Origin of the sequence: Paenibacillus sp. FSL H8-0079 (assembly GCF_037991315.1) — a bacterium.
Classification (GTDB): domain Bacteria; phylum Bacillota; class Bacilli; order Paenibacillales; family Paenibacillaceae; genus Paenibacillus.
Genome location: NZ_CP150300.1, coordinates 3,962,735 through 3,979,362, shown reverse-complemented (window position 1 = coordinate 3,979,362; position 16,628 = coordinate 3,962,735). Strand labels below are relative to the sequence as shown.

The window sequence follows — 16,628 nt, the reverse complement described above, 5'->3', positions numbered from 1 at the left end:
GAACAGGATAGATAGGACTGCCTCCGGTTATAAGATTTTCCATAGCTCAGGGGCGATTAATCGAGGGAAAACATCCAGCGGAGGCTTCTCTTTCTTTCGTTTGTCATTAGTTAAAACCGTAACGAGTTCCAGCTCTGGGACAATGTATACATACTGCCCACCGAACCCTCGCGCGTAATAATAATGGAGATTGGGTTTGTCGTCTTCAGCAGTAATATCTTCGGCAACAGACCTTTCATTCGGATAGACATCCACCCACCAATGCCAAGCATAACTTACGTGATTCGGTGGAGTGACTGTAATGAAAGGCTGCGTCGAACGCGATACCAGATCACTTGAAATGAGAGATTCACCCTCCCACATACCTTGCTGTAGAAACAGCTGACCGAATTTCAGTAGATCCGCGGGCAACATTTTAAGACCGAATCCGCCAGTATGTACACCTTGAGGGTCACTTTCCCATTCATAATCCTTAATTCCCAGCGGGCCAAAAAGATAACGTTCTGCGAACTCGGCTACGTTCATACCTGCATTTTGCATCAGGATGGCGGATAGGATCTGTGATACTCCGGAGTTGTATTCCATGTATGTACCCGGTTCATGACTTAAGCGTTGTTCCAATGCAAAATCCACCCAATGATCGGTGCGGGTCATGCGAGGGAATGAATTCTGCCCGCCGAACTCGTCCCAGTTGAATCCGGCTGTCATGGTAAGCAGTTGTTCCAGTGTGATCGCTGGTTTGCGCGGATCAGGATCAGATGTCAACTGCGGGAAAAAGGTGGATATTGGGGTAGATGCCTCAGGCAAAATCCCCTTATCCATCGCTATACAAATGAGTGCGGATAGCACACTCTTGGTACAAGAATTGATTTTTGCAATATCAGTCGCAGCCTCTTGGTTGCGGTAGTGTTCGTACATAATCTCACCGCGTACGCTGACAAGGCAGCTTCGCAGATCCAGTTGTGGAACGATCTGTTGTAACTTGGATGACAGTGATGAAGGATTCATAGTGTCCTTTCTATGCGTTTGATTTGTATTGATTTTGTGGAAATAGGTGTCCATTATCTTAGCATACTCCCAAGGTGGGGCTCAACAAGCATACATTATTATGTCAAAGTAAGCATGTTAAATGCGATTCTCTATGAAAGCGATAAAAATCAAATGCGAATAGTGCATAAACCCCCATCTTTTTCTGTCAATCTTATATAATTGTCATCAGAAGAGCACAAGACACTCCCTAGATTATTCACGTTAATTTTCGTTTATTCTTTTACCACTACTTAAGTCGCCAACATATTAATTAATTTTTGGTCTTTTTCTGTTGCATCCGGACAACACTGTGCAATGCGCATCTTTTTAAACTGATGGACAGTAGAGTTTGTTTATAATCAATCTTGGTCTTCATAGCATAAATATTCCTGATATAATCATTTTATAAAAATGGAAACAACTGGGGTGGATGTTATGTTTTCTGAAGAGGATTATACGAAGGTAGCAAAAGAAGCCTTAATTCAATACCCGATAATTTTTAGTGAAATTGTATACCTCGGGGAAAGTGATAATGTTACATTCCGAGTTCATACAAAAGACGATAATCCGAAGTTTCTTATCAAAATCCATATCTCGAAGAGCTCCAATTACTCAAAGGAAAATATCGAATCAGAACTCATGTGGCTTGAAGCCTTGAATGAAGATACAGGTCTTGTTGTACCTAATCCTATAAGGAATCTCGAAGGTGATCTGGTCACAGTTATATCAACTGATTATAATGACAATAAATTCCTTGTGACTGTTCACCAGTGGGTTAATGGTAAGGTGCTTAACAGAGAGCCAACAAGTAATGAAACTGCCAATTTGGCTCTTTTAATGGCGGCTTTACATAAACATTCTATGAAGTGGAATGCACCTGACGGCTTTAATAGACCAATATACAATTCCGATCATTTATATTCTTCACTTAATCAATTAAAACAGTTGGTAAATTTAGAACTTGTGTCAAGTGAAGCATTTTCTTATGTGGAGGAGTCAGCACATAAAATAGCAAAAATGATAGAAAGACATAAGGGAGAACAGTGTAACTGGGGAATCATTCATTCCGACCTTCACGAGAGTAATTATGTGTTTTATGAAGATATTCCTCGACCAATAGATTTTTCGAATTGTGGTTATGGCTTTTATTTATTTGATATGGCTGAAACATTTCTGCATCTTTCAGTTGAAAATAGGAAAATATTCATTAAATCATATAGTAAAGTAAATCAACTAGAAGAAAATTATATAGAGTTATTAGAAGCTTTCTTTATATGGTCAATAATAAGGATTTTTGCATTTCATTCTTTAAATCCAAACGAACAACAATCTTTGGCAGCTAGTCTCCCATCAGTTATTCAACATTATTTTATAAAATATTCTAAAGGAGAAAGTTTCTTATTCAACTAATGGGCGTTTTACCTGAATAGTGACACAACATTGAAATTAGCAACCTATTCAAGAAAGTGTTCGTCTAATTATACGGAGATGATACTAATGACGAAAATGAATAGCTCCATCATAATGTTAGTTTTAGTAGTGTGCATGATTTTTGCAGGCTGTACCAAGGAAAATATGGAGTCAGAACCAATAGCCACAAATATTTTAAAAAAGGAACCATTAGGACCAAACAGAAATACAAATCAATCTAATTTAGTCGGTTCCGTTAAGGTAGAAAACGTAGGTTCCGATACTAACGTAATGTATACTTTCAAAAATCAAAGCGAAAAAATAGTGAATGTTATTGGCGGAGCAAGGTATAGGTTGATAAAAAACAACAAAGAAGTAGACGAAGGTGTTGTACCAACAAAAGACTATATTGATTTGGAGCCTGGTCAGGACTATACAGATATAAAGACATTTTCGAAACTGAAGCCCGGCTCCTACACAATCCATGTGGAATGGAACAAAACTATTGTATCTGCTGAATTTGTCCAAAACTAAAATTGGTTAAGCCAAAAGGAAATGATAGCTCAATAATACGAAGAAAGCAGCTGATCAATGTGATCTGCTGCTTTTGTTCCAGTAACGGACAGGTTAACTCAATGCCATCTTGCGAATTACAGGTGTAACTTTTATTGATTGATAGTGTTGTTAATAACGAGGAACTTCTTATAGGGTTTTAGAATAACTTATAAAAGAAAACTGGGGATGAAGTATTGAAGAAAAAGAGACTATTTTTTACTGTTGTATCATTAGCCTTAACAGCAGCGACAGGAACTGCCTGTGATTCAACAAGTTCAACTCAAGAGAATATGTCTACTCCAAAATCTGTTGTATTATCAAGCAATTCCGAAAGTACAACCCATACCAATTCTTTAAGCGAACGTGAGAGCAAACCCTCTCACTATATTGTTTCTGGAGGCGCAACGGTACAGCAACCCTTTTCCGTAAATCCTGAATTTGTACATATAAAACTGCTTATGAAGAACAATAGTAGCCATGAAGTTAATGTTAGCTTAACGCACTTAGATACTAGTAAAGTGTATCTCGCTAGAACGATTGCTCCCGGGGAATCTTTAAATTGGATAAATAGTAAAGAAGGTATCACACAAGGTATGGATACTGGAGGCTACTTGCTTCAATGGAGTGGTGGCGGTTATCACGTTGAAGGGGAAGTATGGGGATATGCTGGTTCAGACCCGGACGATACTGTTCATCTATCTTATTGAACTAACGGGCAGGGTAATTTCGGTATGTGGTATTATCTGATTGATGCAGTAAACTAAAGGGAGTGAACTATATTGAATGTACAGCATTCCTATTTACGACAAATTCAGCTCAAAAGGCACCAAGTACCCACTTATAATCGTTACCCCTTTAATTTGGCAGTCATTCGAAGCCTACATACTCTTGATTTCCACCCCCAGGTAACCTATATCGTAGGTGAAAATGGGATGGGCAAATCAACACTGATGGAGTCCATTGCTGTCGCATGGGGATTTAACCCGGAGGGTGGGACGATCAACTTTTCCTTCTCAACCCAGGCTACCCACTCGAGCTTATATGAATATATACAATTGATCAGAGGCCCGCGACGCCCGAGGGATGGCTTCTTCTTCCGGGCAGAAAGTTATTATAATTTAGCCACGACGATCGATGAGTTGGACAGCCAACCTTCATTCGGTCGCCCGATTCGCCCTATTAAAGATTCGTACGGTGGCAAGTCCTTGCATGAGCAATCGCATGGAGAGTCGTTCTTTTCCACGTTCATTCATCGGTTTGGGGAGAATGGATTATATATACTGGATGAGCCTGAGGCTGCATTGTCTCCCCTTCGCCAAATGGCGATGCTGACACGAATCCATGAACTTGTTTTGCAAAACTCTCAATTTATTATTGCGACCCATTCCCCAATCCTTATGGCATACCCAGATTCGATTATTTACAATCTAAAGCCGGATGGTATCGAGGTCCAAGTATTGGAAGAAACCGACCATTTTATGATTATGAAAGAGTTTGTAAATAATAAGGATAGGATGCTCAGAGAGTTATTCGAAGAAGCTCAAGATTAAGCTAACGGGCAGTATAGTTCTAATATGTGATATAATTTTGGACTAAGGTATGACTTGCCATGCTTGAAAAACTATTGTGTTTCAGGAGGGGCATATGTATGGGAAAGACATTCAGCAAGAGAGCTAAAAAGATAATGGTAAATGGTTATCAATTTCACTGTGTTATCAATGAGATTCCTAGTAATAAGTTTGTTAATTTTAAGGTTTATTCATCTAGAACCACATATTTTGAAGTCTTATTTACATGGGAAGCTAGTTGGCACTTTAACCCACACAGACCTAGGAATTGCGAACTTTTAATAAGGTATGCGAATGAAATTGGTTGGGAATTCAAACAAGAAAAGAACTCATTGAAAATCGAACAAGGTGATTTACTCATTAATAAGCTTGGACTAACTGTATGATTGCTCACTGCTTATTAATAGAAACGTTAGGTTAATATAACTTAAGAAGGCAACACAGTGATCAGCTATGTTAAACTTGCTTGTGAATTTCATACAAACGTTAACCGCCCACCGTAAGGCGGTTAACTTAATCCAATGTTTATGCATCTATAAATGCTTTTCATAAAATACCATTGTCATTTTGTTGTTAATCACTTTTGTTGCACCCGTTTTTTTATAGCCAATCTTTTCATACAAATAACAGTTTCCTTTCTCTTGTAAGATGGTACCCAATTTCCATGATTTCGCCTCATCATAAATCTGCTCAACCATTATAAAGACTTTTTGAGCAATTCCTTTTCCTTGATGTTCTGGCAGTATAAAAATGGGGCTAACACTGTAGATTTGATTATCCTTTTTCACGATTCTAATTCCACCAATAGCAACTTCAAGATGAAGAATTATAAAATAATCTGTACAAGATTGATTGAGTTGAGTAACAATTCTTTCTACGGTTTCATTGGCGGGGCTTGTTTCAAAATCCTGATATTTTTCCAACAAAGGCATAAATGCTTTGACTTTCATTTCATGAATAGTCGCTGCATCTTTTAAATCTGCTTTACATAATGAAACCTCCATTAAATATATCCCTCCTATTAAACGCTTGTTAATATAGTACATGCTCTGTTAATTTAATACAAAAAAGATGTTCGTCGTATCTTTATCAAGTAAAAAAAAACGATTAAGGAGGGGTTGGAGATATTAAAAAGACATTGGGGCAAATATTTAATTCTACTTGCCATTATTTTACCGATCGCCATTGTTACTATCTTTACGCTCCCTCATGATAAACGCTATATTGCAGTAGCGATATTTCCGTTACTATTCTGGGTATCGTATTATTCATGGATCGCATTCGAGAAAAAAAAGATACATAAAACAAATTCTTTCTTTAGGAAGGGGTGAGGAATAGTAACTTCAAATTTCAGAGACAGAAGATGTCGAATTAATGAGCGGTTAAAATAAGAACAACTACACATACCGTGAAACAGAATACATTGAGAATCTTCACTTCCTAGCCCTGCTTAAACTCGTTGATGTTATATTAAATTATACGTAAAGGGATAAGTATAGTAGAAGAAAATGTATTCATAAAAAGAGGATCCTGCAAAATTCATTACAGAACCCTCTATTGCGTAAACAGCTGTTTTTTGGATGAAATATTGGCGCCCTAGCGACTGAACGAATCGAAACATGTAACCTAGAAATCTCTCAAACGATCAAATACCTCAAATAATTCCTCGTGATTAACCTTAACTGAATCATCTTGATGCAGTTCCAATTGCTCATTCAACTGATCCAGTAGCTCCGTTAGAACAACATAAATCTCTTCCCGCTCAACGGTTTCAATAAAGCCGGTCTTCGCATCCATCTTGTTGAAGGTCTGGGTGTAGTTTTCAACCATGGAGACGAGCTGCTTGTGTATAGACTCCTGATCCATTGGACCTTGACTTAATTGACGAATTTCCTTCAAGCACTGCTTGTACAAATGAGCTGCTTTTTTTGCGTGTTCTGCCTTGATGTGGTCCCTTCCATCCCAATCCCGAAACGGATTGTTCAGGTTCTCGGCAAGCCATTCCGGTTTGCGTGCTTTGGTGATCTCCACATCAAGTCCGGCAGCAGCAAGTTTTTTGAATTTTGTTTTGATCGATTTGGCTGCATCGGCAGGCAGGCTGGTTAGCCACAGCGTAGCCAATTCGGGAAGCTGCTCTGGATCAGGGAATTGATCACCGTCGAAGCCGAACAGGTCATATGTAGTGAAGGTTTGCAAATTCGCCAAATGCTGAATCGTTTCTATATGGGATACATTGCCGGGTTTGCCCCACAATCGTAATTCTGAAAGCTCAGGATAGTACTGGACAATTGGCTCCAGATTGAGTTCCGTGATATCTCTGATATACAGACCTTCAAGTCGCGAAATACCAGTAACCTGTGGCAAGTCCACTGGGACATTCAGAGTGATGCGTTTACCATCTTCATGAGCTACGATACAAAGACTAGGGGACAGCTCTCCTGTGAAGTTCAGACTCGTCATCTTCGTGTTCAAAATTAACCGCTCCAACCCGCTGACATCCACAATAAGTTTGGTCAGGTGACTCTTGCTGATATCCAGCATCGTTTGACCATGATCTATGATATGAAGTTCATTAATAAACGGATTATCTTCTATAAATGGAAAGATCGATTCCGTATATCCATTCATTTCAATATGTGTTAGACAGGGTAGCTTTGTGAGTTCGGTTATATCTTCCTCAAACTTAGGGCTGAAATCGCGGAGTGTGCTCGTACTTCGCCGCATTACACGATCGCCAATCATGATTTCTTCGTCATCATCCGCAGCTTGTTTGAACTGTTCTCTTCGGATCGCATCAATACCTTCCCATTCACGCTGGAGATAGAGCTTTTCTCCGATTGGCCAGCCTCCGCCATACGTATTCGTTTCCTTGGTATAGAGAGGCGGGATATTGCCTGCAAGCACATACTGTGAAGGAACATTAGCACTCACGAAACTATGGTCAACTCGATCATTCCAAAAATAAAAATTACAGATCAGTGGCTTCATCTGATGAAGCTGCATTTCATTCGGCAGTTGGTCACCAGTCCAATCCAATTGAAGAACTGAGGCAAGCGTGTCGGAAGTTTTACCCTCCGTTTCTTTCAGTCCAGTTACCTGGCAGGCTGTGTATTGTTGTAATTTTTCGACGTACACGCAGTATATATCTCCAACATTAGGGATCATTGTATGCTCCTTTCGTTCTGTACCAATCGAAGCTAAGCTACTATTGCACCAAGTATCCTGCATAACTAATAATAGATGAATTATATCAAAGCCGTTCAGAGACTTCCATTTTGTGATAATAGAGCATGACTTGCTTGAATACTTTTATTAAACTGAACGATGTCTATGGATACAGGTATGAGCCGCATTTCCTCGGCATACAGTACAATAATGAGATGTATGCCCAAGGAGGAGAAATAACCGTATGATTGATCCGATTTTGCAAGCTCCGAATGTTCCATTAGCTGCCGATTCTAATGCGGTTGTCAATTATCAAAGGGATTCACGAAACTATATAACCCAGTTGTTTGGAGAACAGCTGCCGACCATTGCAAATGGTTTCTTCAACGTGTACTTAAGCAAAGGGATTATTGTGCAGCCGCACTGGCACACCAATGTCACGGAGATGGTTGTGGTCATCACCGGTGAAATTACAGCGTCAGTCTTCAATCCGTTTACGCGTGAACGATTGACATATCGTCTGAAACCAGGTCAGGTTGTTGTATTTCCGAAAGGTTGGTTTCACTGGTTTGTCGCTGAGACAGATGATGTATATGTATTAACTATCTTTGATCAACCAACGCCTGATATTGTGTTTGGAGCGGATTTCTTGGCAGCTACACCGCCGGAGGTGGCTCACCGCGCGTACTGTTTGGATGAAGAGGCGTATGCCAAAGCCGTTGCATCCATTAAAAATGATGCCATCCTGGGTCCTCCAATAGGGTGCGATACTGCTGTTTCTGACCTGTCTACCCAACCATCCAATGCACTCAAACCAACAAAAGGATCTAAAGAATAGGAGCAATTCCACTCTAAGAAAATATAACCATTCAAGCCTGCAACTGGAACTTATCCAGTTGTGGGCTTATTCTATACGTTAACACCTATACGATTCTCTGTTAATATAGTTGTAACATCGATGAAAATGGGGGATACCATCCATGACAATGTCCGAAACGGAAATGCTTGAAACTGCAATGAGTTATGCACCTGTATTAATGTTTGACCGGAACGAGCCCTTCTATCCCGATTTTGTTGGCGTTTCTGTACTGGATCGTTCAGGACCTTCGCCTTCGTTCAAGAGGGATATTCAATTCCCGGCTGAAGCAGTTCAATATGTAATTGAGTTTGCGATCTGGTGGGATTATGAGATCGGACATCTGTATGAGATGGAACATGTGTGGATATATGTGGGTCATGACGGTGAAGTTGTAGACTGTGAAGCCAGCTTTCATGGTAAAGTGCTGCGGGGATTGCTGAAGGATCGAGTTAATGTGGTTGGACGTCATGTATGTCTGTATTCACAGCCTGGCAAGCACGCTTTCTCACCGCTGCCAGTTGTGTTTGAATTATTGCCAGACTTATATAGTGCCGCAGGTACCAAAGCCGGGTGTGATGGGTTACTCGTGAATGATTTATTCCGTGGGTATTTTGAAACGAATGAACAGGTTGATGCCCAGGTAACGAGTTATCTGCAGACCAAGGCGTTCGTGCCTTCCATGGAGTTCGAAGAGTATCTGTTGAAACCGGAAATGTTCATGACTTGGGACCAGTTGTTTGACATTATTCCGCAGCGGATTAAGGATCGCTTAATCGAACTGGAGCAGTTGTACAGCACGTAGTTCTATTCATACTAATCCATAGAATTGATATCTATTTAATCAAACTCACCTTATGTGGGTTTGATTTTTTTTGTATGACAAAGGCATTAGTTAAAGTTGCAACATATTAGACTTAAGTCATGGGTTGAACTGTACTTATATGAAATTAAGGCATGAATGATAAACAAATTGTAATCTTTGTTAGACCGAAGAACTACGAGATTGTACCTTACCAAATCATAAAAATGAAGTTATACAGTTTACTAATGTTATGTCTAATAAATCATATGTAATATAATTTAAAAATATATGAATTTCGTATATATGAAATTATTGATTTTAATAAACAGGTAATTAGTTAGTTACTTAATAAAATAGTAGAAACTTAATATCTAAAATAAAAATTCGCAATAGTGCAAATTTATAGAATTAAAAATCTCCTATTCAGTTTTGATATATTTCTGTCGAAATAAATCGTAAGTTGTCTAGAGCGCGACCAAGAGAAGGGTTTGCCGAGCGTTATATACATAACTGGACACTAAGATGCCTAGGAGGAGATTACATGAAGTGGTTTGGAAATTTAAAAACAGCAACAAAGATTATCTCAGCATTTTTAATTGTGTCGATAATCCTTGCGGCGCTTGGCGTCTACTCGGTAGTAACATTGAGAAGTACGAATGAACGGATGCAAGAGATGTACAACAATAATCTGATCTCGGTTCGAGAGCTCTCTTCTGCTCAGGTTGATTATCAGAGATTGCGAGTTAACGTACGTGATTTGAATTACGAAACTGTAGTAGCAGAGCAGACCAGAATTACAGAAAGTATTGCCACGATTCGTCAATCTTTGGAGGATCGACTTGCTACGTACCGTCCTCTTGCCACTACCCCGGAAGAAACGGAATTGCTTCGTAAGTTAGATACCCAATATACCAGCTACATGAAACTTTATGATCAAGGCGTCACTATGGCGTTATCAGATGATGATGCAGCTTTCATTACATTCCTGAAAGCGACTTTGAAACCTCCTGGTGATGAGGTTGTAAAAAACCTCGCAGACCTGGTGAACCTCAATGTAAATTTGGCAGATCAGGCCAACACGAAATCTGAAGAAGCTTATACAACTGCTTTTGCGGTAACGATTGTTATGGTGATTGCATCCGTACTCTTCAGTATCCTCATCGGTTACATTATATCTCGCTCCATTTCTAAGCCACTCATGGCCATGCTGGGTCTGGCTACGGAAGTTGCCGGCGGAAATCTGACCCTCAAGTCAGACATCTCCAGCAAAGATGAAGTGGGTCAACTGGCCGCGGCACTGAATCGTATGGTCGACAACCTGAAAGAGTTAATCAACAATATCGTAATGAACTCCCAAAGCGTTGCCGCTTCCTCGGAACAGATCTCAGCCAGCACGCAGGAAATTGCAAGTACAAGCACAAGCCAATCCAGCGAGGCAGGAAACATCTCCGAATTGTTCAAGGAGCTATCACTTGCCATTAACTCCGTTGCTGCAAGTGCGGAAGAAGCTGCCGAATTGTCCAATGATACCGTGAAGACTGCTCGTGAAGGTGGACTTGTTGTACAAACTTCATTGGAAGGCATGCAAGCTGTGAATACGAAAATGACCAAACTCGAAGATGATTCCCGTAAAATCGGTGACATCATTGAAGTGATTGACGATATCGCTGAACAGACCAATCTGCTCGCGCTGAATGCAGCCATTGAAGCAGCACGTGCGGGAGAACAAGGTCGAGGATTCGCCGTAGTCGCAGATGAAGTCCGGAAGCTTGCAGAGCGTAGCGGCGAGGCGACCAAAGAAATTACAGCCATCATCAAAGCGATGCAGGAAAACACAAGACAAAGCGTACAGGCGGTAGCCGCCAGTGTTGAACAGTCTTCCATGACTGGACAGGCATTTGATCAGATCATTGATATGGTCAATAACTCCTCACAGAAAGTAAACGAAATTGCAGCTGCATGTGAAGAAGAAGCGGCTCAAGCGGCAGAGGTCATGAGTTCCGTTGAATCCATCTCGGCTTCAAGTGAAGAATCCGCAGCAGCGTCAGAAGAGACAGCTGCAACATGCCAGTCTCTGGCACATCTGGCGGAAGAGCTGGCGAATTCGGCAGCTGCCTTCAAAACCAATTAATTAATCGAATTGAGGGTGAATCGATGTCTTCACTTCAGAAGGAACAATATATTGAACTGTCTGTAGGTGCAGAGACTTGCGCCATTCGAATCGAAGAAATTCATGAAATTATTAAAATGCTGAGCATCACAGATATCCCATTTAGCCGTCCAGAGATCAAAGGGGTAGTTAATCTGCGTGGCAAGGTTGTATGTGTGATGAGCCTGCGGAATCTGCTGGGTATGTCGGATGAACCGGACACCAGAGCGACTCGTATTATCGTAGTTCGACATCAGGATGAATATATTGGTTTGATCGTGGACCGCGTGAACAAGGTAACCACATATTCGGAAATACATCCGCCAACCGGAGGTTATGGTCGTAACCGTGAAGGATTTTTCCATGGCGTGGGTCAACAGGAAGACAAGCTTGTGGGCATTTTGAAACTGGACGAAATATTGGGCGGTTAGGGAGGTATACACGAATGATGGATTTGTCTGCCTACCGTGACATCTTTATCGAAGAACTGAATGATCAACTGGAACGTATGGATCAGTCTTTGCTGGCATTGGAGCTTTCGCCTTCTGTAGAGCTGGTTCAGACGCTGTTTCGAGCAGCCCATACCATCAAGGGATCGGCATCCACAATGGATTTCCGTGAATTAAGCGACCTCACGCATGAAGTGGAGTACGCCCTTGAATGGGTCCGGGAGAAAAAACCGGAGATGACTTCGGAGCTAATTGATACGTTGTTCCGCTCTTTGGACGCCATGAAGGTGCTTCGGGATCAGTACATCCGTGGGGAAGCATATGAAGACTTTCGAGCGGTAGTACGAGAAATAAAGGAGTTAATTCAGACCCCGGCAACAGTCGGGAAACTTAAAGCACCTTATTTGCAACCCGCAGAATCGATTGTGGCACAGGTGGCTGTCGTGTCAGGCAAACAGCTGTTGTCCCTTCACATTGTGCTGGAGCAGAAGTGCATGATGAAAGCGGCCAGATATCATATTTTGCGACAACGAATTGAGGACATCTGTGGTACGGTTGTCGCTGCTTCGCTCATGGAGAGCCAACCGGGCGCGGAGAATGAAGATGATCATTATGGTCAGTTCATCATCATCGCGGCTACTTCAAAGGACCCACAGCAGCTTAAGGCAGAGCTGTCTTCAGACTCGGATATTCATGTGCTGGAGATTGATCCATACATGCTGGAATCCAATGAGGTTGCAGCGACTTCTGCGCCAGTTGAATTACTCTCTGAAACAGAGCAAACAAAACCAAGCGTGCCTACCATGGCTGTCTCTGGTCCAGAAGAAAAAGTGAAGGCTGCTCAACCTACGGTTCGTGTCAGTGTTGAACGTCTGGACCATTTGATGAACCTGGTTGGTGAGCTTTTAATTGATCAGACATCCCTTGCAGATCTTAGTGGGTCGGGTGCGCGCAAGGAGCCTTCCACACTCATCCAGAGTATTAGTGGTGTATCCGATCATATGGGCAGGGTGATCAAAGAGCTTCAAGAAGGTGTAATGAAGACACGTATGTTACCCATTGATCAACTATTCAGCCGCTTCCCGAGATTGGTTCGTGACCTTTCGCAGAAACTGGATAAAGATCTGGAACTGGTCATTCAAGGTGGAGAGACTGAGCTTGACCGGATGATTATTGAAGAATTGAGTGACCCGCTGATCCATCTCATCCGCAACAGTGCAGATCATGGCATTGAAAGTGTAGAGGTTCGAGCGGAGCTCGGCAAGCCATCCAAAGGACGTATTACCTTAACTTCATTTCACGAAGAAAACCATGTCGTCATTCGTTATTCGGATGATGGCAAAGGCATCGATGGTGATAAGATCAAGGCTTCCGCTTTGGGAAAAGGCATCATTAGTGAAGAGCAGGCTGCACGCCTTACAACACAGGAAGCTGTACATCTCATATTTGAGCCTGGCTTCTCAACGGCTTCTTCTGTCAGTGAAGTATCAGGACGCGGCGTAGGAATGGACATCGTGCGTAGTCAGATCGGGCGACTCAACGGTATCATTGATATTGATACGGAGGTTGGTGTGGGTACCACGTTTACGATTCGTCTACCACTCACATTGGCGATTATCAAAGGACTGTTAGTCAAAGTATCGGGTCGTGTTCTGATCTTGCCGATGTACAACGTCGCCGAGATTGTCCGCATTTCACCTGAAGATATTCAGATGATCCAAGGGCAACAAGCGATTCTAAATCATGGTCGTATTGTACCCTTTCACAGACTCTGTGATAAATTGAACTATCCACGAACGGACCGCAAATCCAAAACCATTCCACTGGTGATCGTGCGTTCCGTTGACAAAATTGCAGCGTACGCAGTAGATGAGATTATCGGGAATCAGGAAGTTGTGATTAAGACGCTCGGTACGTATCTGGGTGCGATGAACCATCTCTCTGGTGCAACGATCCTGGGGAATGGCAAGGTTGCCCTCATATTGGATGCTTCCTATCTGGTGAGTCATTAATCTTTAAATAAGCAGCATGCAGGCCAAAGAGCCTCACCATCCTTAACTGGACGGTGGGGCTCTTCGTTGTACCTTTTGACATGGTGGCCACTCAGGCTTTGAAAATGAGATCCATAAAACGGTTGGCTGCCAGAGAAATTGGCATATTGCGTTTGGTCATTATCCCCACATGGGAAGGGGGGAGCGGGACATCAAGCTGAATTTCAAAGAGAGAACCTTCCTCCAGCTCTTTGGAGATGAATTCACGTGTAACATAGGAAATGCCCAGTCCCCGACGTGCAAATTCAATCAACAGATCAACGCTACCGACCTCAATCTCAGGCTTCAACGTGTAATTATAGCTGTTAAACAACTCGGTTATAGCCATCCGAACCCGGCTGTTCCTGGAGAAGAGGATCAGTTGATGCTCAAGAAGCATCTCAAGTGTCATGACTTTGCCTTTTAACTGAGCATAACGTTCACCAGCTACAAAACAGTCTTTCAACTGAATACTTTCCCTGACTTCGAGCTGTGGATCAACAATGGGCATCCGAACTACACCAAGGTCGATCTTGCCTTCCTTCAGAAAGGTAATGACTTCCGGCGTGGTTCCATGGCTCAAATGCAGCTTGATGTTAGGGTACAAGGTGTGGAATTCCTCAAGGTACGCCAACATGTAATGCTTGAACAGGGAGTCACTGCCACCGATCCTCAATTCACCGTTGTCGAGGCTCTTCAGTGCGGCCATTTTTTCTTCCGCAAGTGAGATCAGAATCTGGGATTGTTCAATATAGGAGTATAGACTGACACCTTCCTGTGTCAACGCTACACCCTTGGAATTTCGATAAAACAAGGTAAGACCAAAGCTCTCTTCCAACTGCTTGATGGCATGACTGACGCTGGGTTGAGTGATATACAATGCTTTTGCAGCCTGTGTCAAACTGCCTGTTTTGGCAGCCCAGTAAAAGACTTTATATAGTTCGTAATTTGTTGTCATAGATGTGGTCTATAGCTCCTGTGAAATATATTAATTACTTGTATGGCTTCAAAACGTATTATAGTGTAACTACAACAAAGAAACCAGAGTTACTTGGAAGGAGAACGGTGAGATGGAACCAACTACCATTGTTTTATTTGGTGCTACTGGCGATTTAGCCAAAAGAAAAATATATCCTGCCTTATATAACTTATATCTTGAGCAGAAGCTTCCGGAAACCTTCTCATTGATTGGTCTGGGGCGTAGAGAGTGGTCTGATGAATTCTTTCAGGCTCAAGTGGAAAAATCATTAAATGAATTTTCCAGACGCCAGGCTGATCCTGAAGTTGTGAAGTCATTTGTGAAAGCTTTTCGCTACAGTGTATTGAATATAAGCCATAAGGAAGATTATATAAAGCTGTTAGGATTAGTTGAACAAAGAGAAGCTGAGCTTGGCATTCCGTCCAATCGCTTGTTCTATCTCTCGGTTGGTCCGGAATTCTTCGAACCGATTGCCGAGAATATTCAAGAAAGTGGGCTGGGTTCCACGGAGGGCTGGAAACGTCTCGTCATTGAGAAGCCATTTGGTCACGATCTACAGTCCGCAAGAGATCTGAATCGCAAATTAAGCGAATCGTTCACAGAGGAAGAGATTTATCGGATTGACCATTACTTGGGCAAACCGATGGTACAACGTCTGGAGACGTTGCATCAGAGTAACCCAATTATGAAGGCACTCTGGAACAACCGTTACATCTCCAATGTGCAAATTACGGCTAACGAGACTGTAGGTGTCGAAGAACGTGCATCCTATTATGATCATGTAGGCGCTGTGCGAGACATGTTCCAGAATCATATGCTGCAATTGCTCATGATGATGGCGATTCAGCTTCCATACAACAGCACTTCCGAAAAAGTTGGATTGAAGAAAAAGCACATCATGGAATCAATCCAACCGTTACAGAAGCAAACTGTGGGCGCAAGTATCATCCGCGGACAGTATGCTGAAGGCCACATTCAAGGCCAACCGGTAAGTGCTTATGCTGCTGAACCGGGTGTAGCAGAGAATACGATGAATGACACATTCATTGCTGCCAAATTGCAAATTGATGATTTCTTCTGGCGCGGTGTTCCGTTTTACATCCGGACGGGTAAAAGAATGAAGGAGAAATCAACACGTATCGTGATTGAATTCAAAGAACCTTCAGGACAGGCGAATGTGCTGAAAAGCAATGGTTCGAAGCCGAACCTACTCGTCATTGAGATGAGTCCGGATCAGAGCATGACATTGCAACTTAATGCAAGTGACCCTGAGAATAAAGGTGAATTCAAACCGGTTCATATTGATCTTTCTCCGGATAACGGTGATCTCGCAGAAGCTTACGAGAACCTGATTCGTGATGCTTTGCACGGCGATCCAACTTTCTTTGCCCATTGGGATGAAGTAGAATTGTCCTGGGCTTGGGTGCAACCGATTCTAGATGCATTCCAGGAAAATCTGTTGCCACTTCACCTGTATCCTGCAGGCAGCTATGGACCGATTGAATCGGATGCTATGCTTGAAGCAGAAGGTCACCACTGGTGGTTTGATCAGCCTGCGGATCAGCAGTCTGTAGTTGCAAGTAGCACACCCTTGGCGGTTAATGCCAATCTTTAAACCATAATAAAAATATCT

Annotated in this window: 15 protein-coding genes; 11 read left to right on the top strand and 4 right to left on the bottom strand. The window is 42.1% G+C overall.

Going from position 1 to position 16,628, the window contains the following annotated elements:
• Positions 1-27: 27 nt before the first annotated feature.
• Positions 28-1,008 carry a serine hydrolase gene (locus tag MHI06_RS17665; protein ID WP_340398620.1) on the bottom strand — a complete coding sequence of 327 codons (981 nt, stop codon included), beginning with the start codon at positions 1,006-1,008 and terminating at the stop codon, positions 28-30.
• A gap of 456 nt (positions 1,009-1,464) precedes the next feature.
• Here MHI06_RS17665 and MHI06_RS17660 point away from each other — a divergent pair, with 456 nt between their 5' ends.
• The 5 genes from MHI06_RS17660 (at position 1,465) to MHI06_RS17640 (ending at position 4,948) form a co-directional block, all read left to right on the top strand.
• Positions 1,465-2,439: a phosphotransferase gene (locus MHI06_RS17660; RefSeq protein WP_340398619.1), complete on the top strand. Its 975-nt coding sequence runs from the start codon at positions 1,465-1,467 to the stop codon at positions 2,437-2,439.
• 87 nt (positions 2,440-2,526) lie between these two features.
• Positions 2,527-2,973: a hypothetical protein gene (locus MHI06_RS17655; protein WP_340398618.1), complete on the top strand. Its 447-nt coding sequence runs from the start codon at positions 2,527-2,529 to the stop codon at positions 2,971-2,973.
• A gap of 215 nt (positions 2,974-3,188) precedes the next feature.
• Positions 3,189-3,701 carry a hypothetical protein gene (locus MHI06_RS17650; protein ID WP_340398617.1) on the top strand — a complete coding sequence of 171 codons (513 nt, stop codon included), beginning with the start codon at positions 3,189-3,191 and terminating at the stop codon, positions 3,699-3,701.
• A gap of 72 nt (positions 3,702-3,773) precedes the next feature.
• On the top strand, positions 3,774-4,544 hold the full coding sequence (locus tag MHI06_RS17645; protein WP_340398616.1) for an AAA family ATPase: 771 nt from the start codon (positions 3,774-3,776) through the stop codon (positions 4,542-4,544).
• A gap of 98 nt (positions 4,545-4,642) precedes the next feature.
• Positions 4,643-4,948, top strand: a complete 306-nt coding sequence (locus tag MHI06_RS17640; protein ID WP_340398615.1) for a hypothetical protein — start codon at positions 4,643-4,645, stop codon at positions 4,946-4,948.
• A gap of 147 nt (positions 4,949-5,095) precedes the next feature.
• Here MHI06_RS17640 and MHI06_RS17635 read toward each other — a convergent pair whose 3' ends face one another.
• Together MHI06_RS17635 and MHI06_RS17630 are read right to left on the bottom strand one after the other, a co-directional pair.
• A complete protein-coding gene (locus MHI06_RS17635; RefSeq protein WP_340398614.1) occupies positions 5,096-5,566 on the bottom strand; it encodes a GNAT family N-acetyltransferase in 471 nt (156 codons plus the stop codon).
• A gap of 622 nt (positions 5,567-6,188) precedes the next feature.
• Positions 6,189-7,697, bottom strand: coding sequence for a hypothetical protein (locus MHI06_RS17630; RefSeq protein ID WP_340398613.1), 1,509 nt, complete (start codon positions 7,695-7,697; stop codon positions 6,189-6,191).
• A 274-nt stretch (positions 7,698-7,971) separates the two neighbouring features.
• Here MHI06_RS17630 and MHI06_RS17625 point away from each other — a divergent pair, with 274 nt between their 5' ends.
• From MHI06_RS17625 to MHI06_RS17605, 5 genes are all read left to right on the top strand, one after another.
• Complete coding sequence (locus tag MHI06_RS17625) at positions 7,972-8,565, top strand: cupin domain-containing protein (RefSeq protein WP_340398612.1); 594 nt, start codon at positions 7,972-7,974, stop codon at positions 8,563-8,565.
• Positions 8,566-8,707: 142 nt separating this feature from the next.
• Positions 8,708-9,388, top strand: coding sequence for a hypothetical protein (locus tag MHI06_RS17620; protein WP_340398611.1), 681 nt, complete (start codon positions 8,708-8,710; stop codon positions 9,386-9,388).
• Positions 9,389-9,929: 541 nt separating this feature from the next.
• The gene (locus tag MHI06_RS17615) at positions 9,930-11,519 is read left to right on the top strand and encodes a methyl-accepting chemotaxis protein (protein WP_340398610.1); all 1,590 of its coding nucleotides are present in this window, start codon (positions 9,930-9,932) and stop codon (positions 11,517-11,519) included.
• The gene (locus MHI06_RS17610; RefSeq protein ID WP_340398609.1) at positions 11,453-11,968 is read left to right on the top strand and encodes a chemotaxis protein CheW; all 516 of its coding nucleotides are present in this window, start codon (positions 11,453-11,455) and stop codon (positions 11,966-11,968) included. Before MHI06_RS17615 ends, MHI06_RS17610 begins: the two co-directional genes overlap by 67 nt.
• Positions 11,969-11,982: 14 nt before the next feature.
• A complete protein-coding gene (locus MHI06_RS17605) occupies positions 11,983-13,998 on the top strand; it encodes a chemotaxis protein CheA (RefSeq protein ID WP_340398608.1) in 2,016 nt (671 codons plus the stop codon).
• A 91-nt stretch (positions 13,999-14,089) separates the two neighbouring features.
• Here the strand turns inward: MHI06_RS17605 and MHI06_RS17600 are convergent, their stop codons facing one another.
• On the bottom strand, positions 14,090-14,974 hold the full coding sequence (locus MHI06_RS17600; protein ID WP_169481110.1) for a LysR family transcriptional regulator: 885 nt from the start codon (positions 14,972-14,974) through the stop codon (positions 14,090-14,092).
• A gap of 112 nt (positions 14,975-15,086) precedes the next feature.
• On the opposite strand from MHI06_RS17600, the gene zwf reads away from it, so the two are divergent.
• Positions 15,087-16,610, top strand: coding sequence for a glucose-6-phosphate dehydrogenase (gene zwf / locus MHI06_RS17595; RefSeq protein WP_340398607.1), 1,524 nt, complete (start codon positions 15,087-15,089; stop codon positions 16,608-16,610).
• The last annotated feature ends 18 nt before the right edge of the window (positions 16,611-16,628 follow it).

Excerpts from the sequence above, each read along its gene's own strand:
- MHI06_RS17665 (WP_340398620.1), bottom strand. The coding sequence starts at position 1,008 with ATGAATCCTTCATCACTGTCATCCAAGTTACAACAGATCGTTCCACAA.
- MHI06_RS17660 (WP_340398619.1), top strand. The coding sequence starts at position 1,465 with ATGTTTTCTGAAGAGGATTATACGAAGGTAGCAAAAGAAGCCTTAATT.
- MHI06_RS17655 (WP_340398618.1), top strand. The coding sequence starts at position 2,527 with ATGACGAAAATGAATAGCTCCATCATAATGTTAGTTTTAGTAGTGTGC.
- MHI06_RS17640 (WP_340398615.1), top strand. The coding sequence starts at position 4,643 with ATGGGAAAGACATTCAGCAAGAGAGCTAAAAAGATAATGGTAAATGGT.
- MHI06_RS17635 (WP_340398614.1), bottom strand. The coding sequence starts at position 5,566 with ATGGAGGTTTCATTATGTAAAGCAGATTTAAAAGATGCAGCGACTATT.
- MHI06_RS17625 (WP_340398612.1), top strand. The coding sequence starts at position 7,972 with ATGATTGATCCGATTTTGCAAGCTCCGAATGTTCCATTAGCTGCCGAT.
- MHI06_RS17620 (WP_340398611.1), top strand. The coding sequence starts at position 8,708 with ATGACAATGTCCGAAACGGAAATGCTTGAAACTGCAATGAGTTATGCA.
- MHI06_RS17615 (WP_340398610.1), top strand. The coding sequence starts at position 9,930 with ATGAAGTGGTTTGGAAATTTAAAAACAGCAACAAAGATTATCTCAGCA.
- MHI06_RS17610 (WP_340398609.1), top strand. The coding sequence starts at position 11,453 with ATGCCAGTCTCTGGCACATCTGGCGGAAGAGCTGGCGAATTCGGCAGC.
- MHI06_RS17605 (WP_340398608.1), top strand. The coding sequence starts at position 11,983 with ATGATGGATTTGTCTGCCTACCGTGACATCTTTATCGAAGAACTGAAT.
- MHI06_RS17600 (WP_169481110.1), bottom strand. The coding sequence starts at position 14,974 with ATGACAACAAATTACGAACTATATAAAGTCTTTTACTGGGCTGCCAAA.
- zwf (WP_340398607.1), top strand. The coding sequence starts at position 15,087 with ATGGAACCAACTACCATTGTTTTATTTGGTGCTACTGGCGATTTAGCC.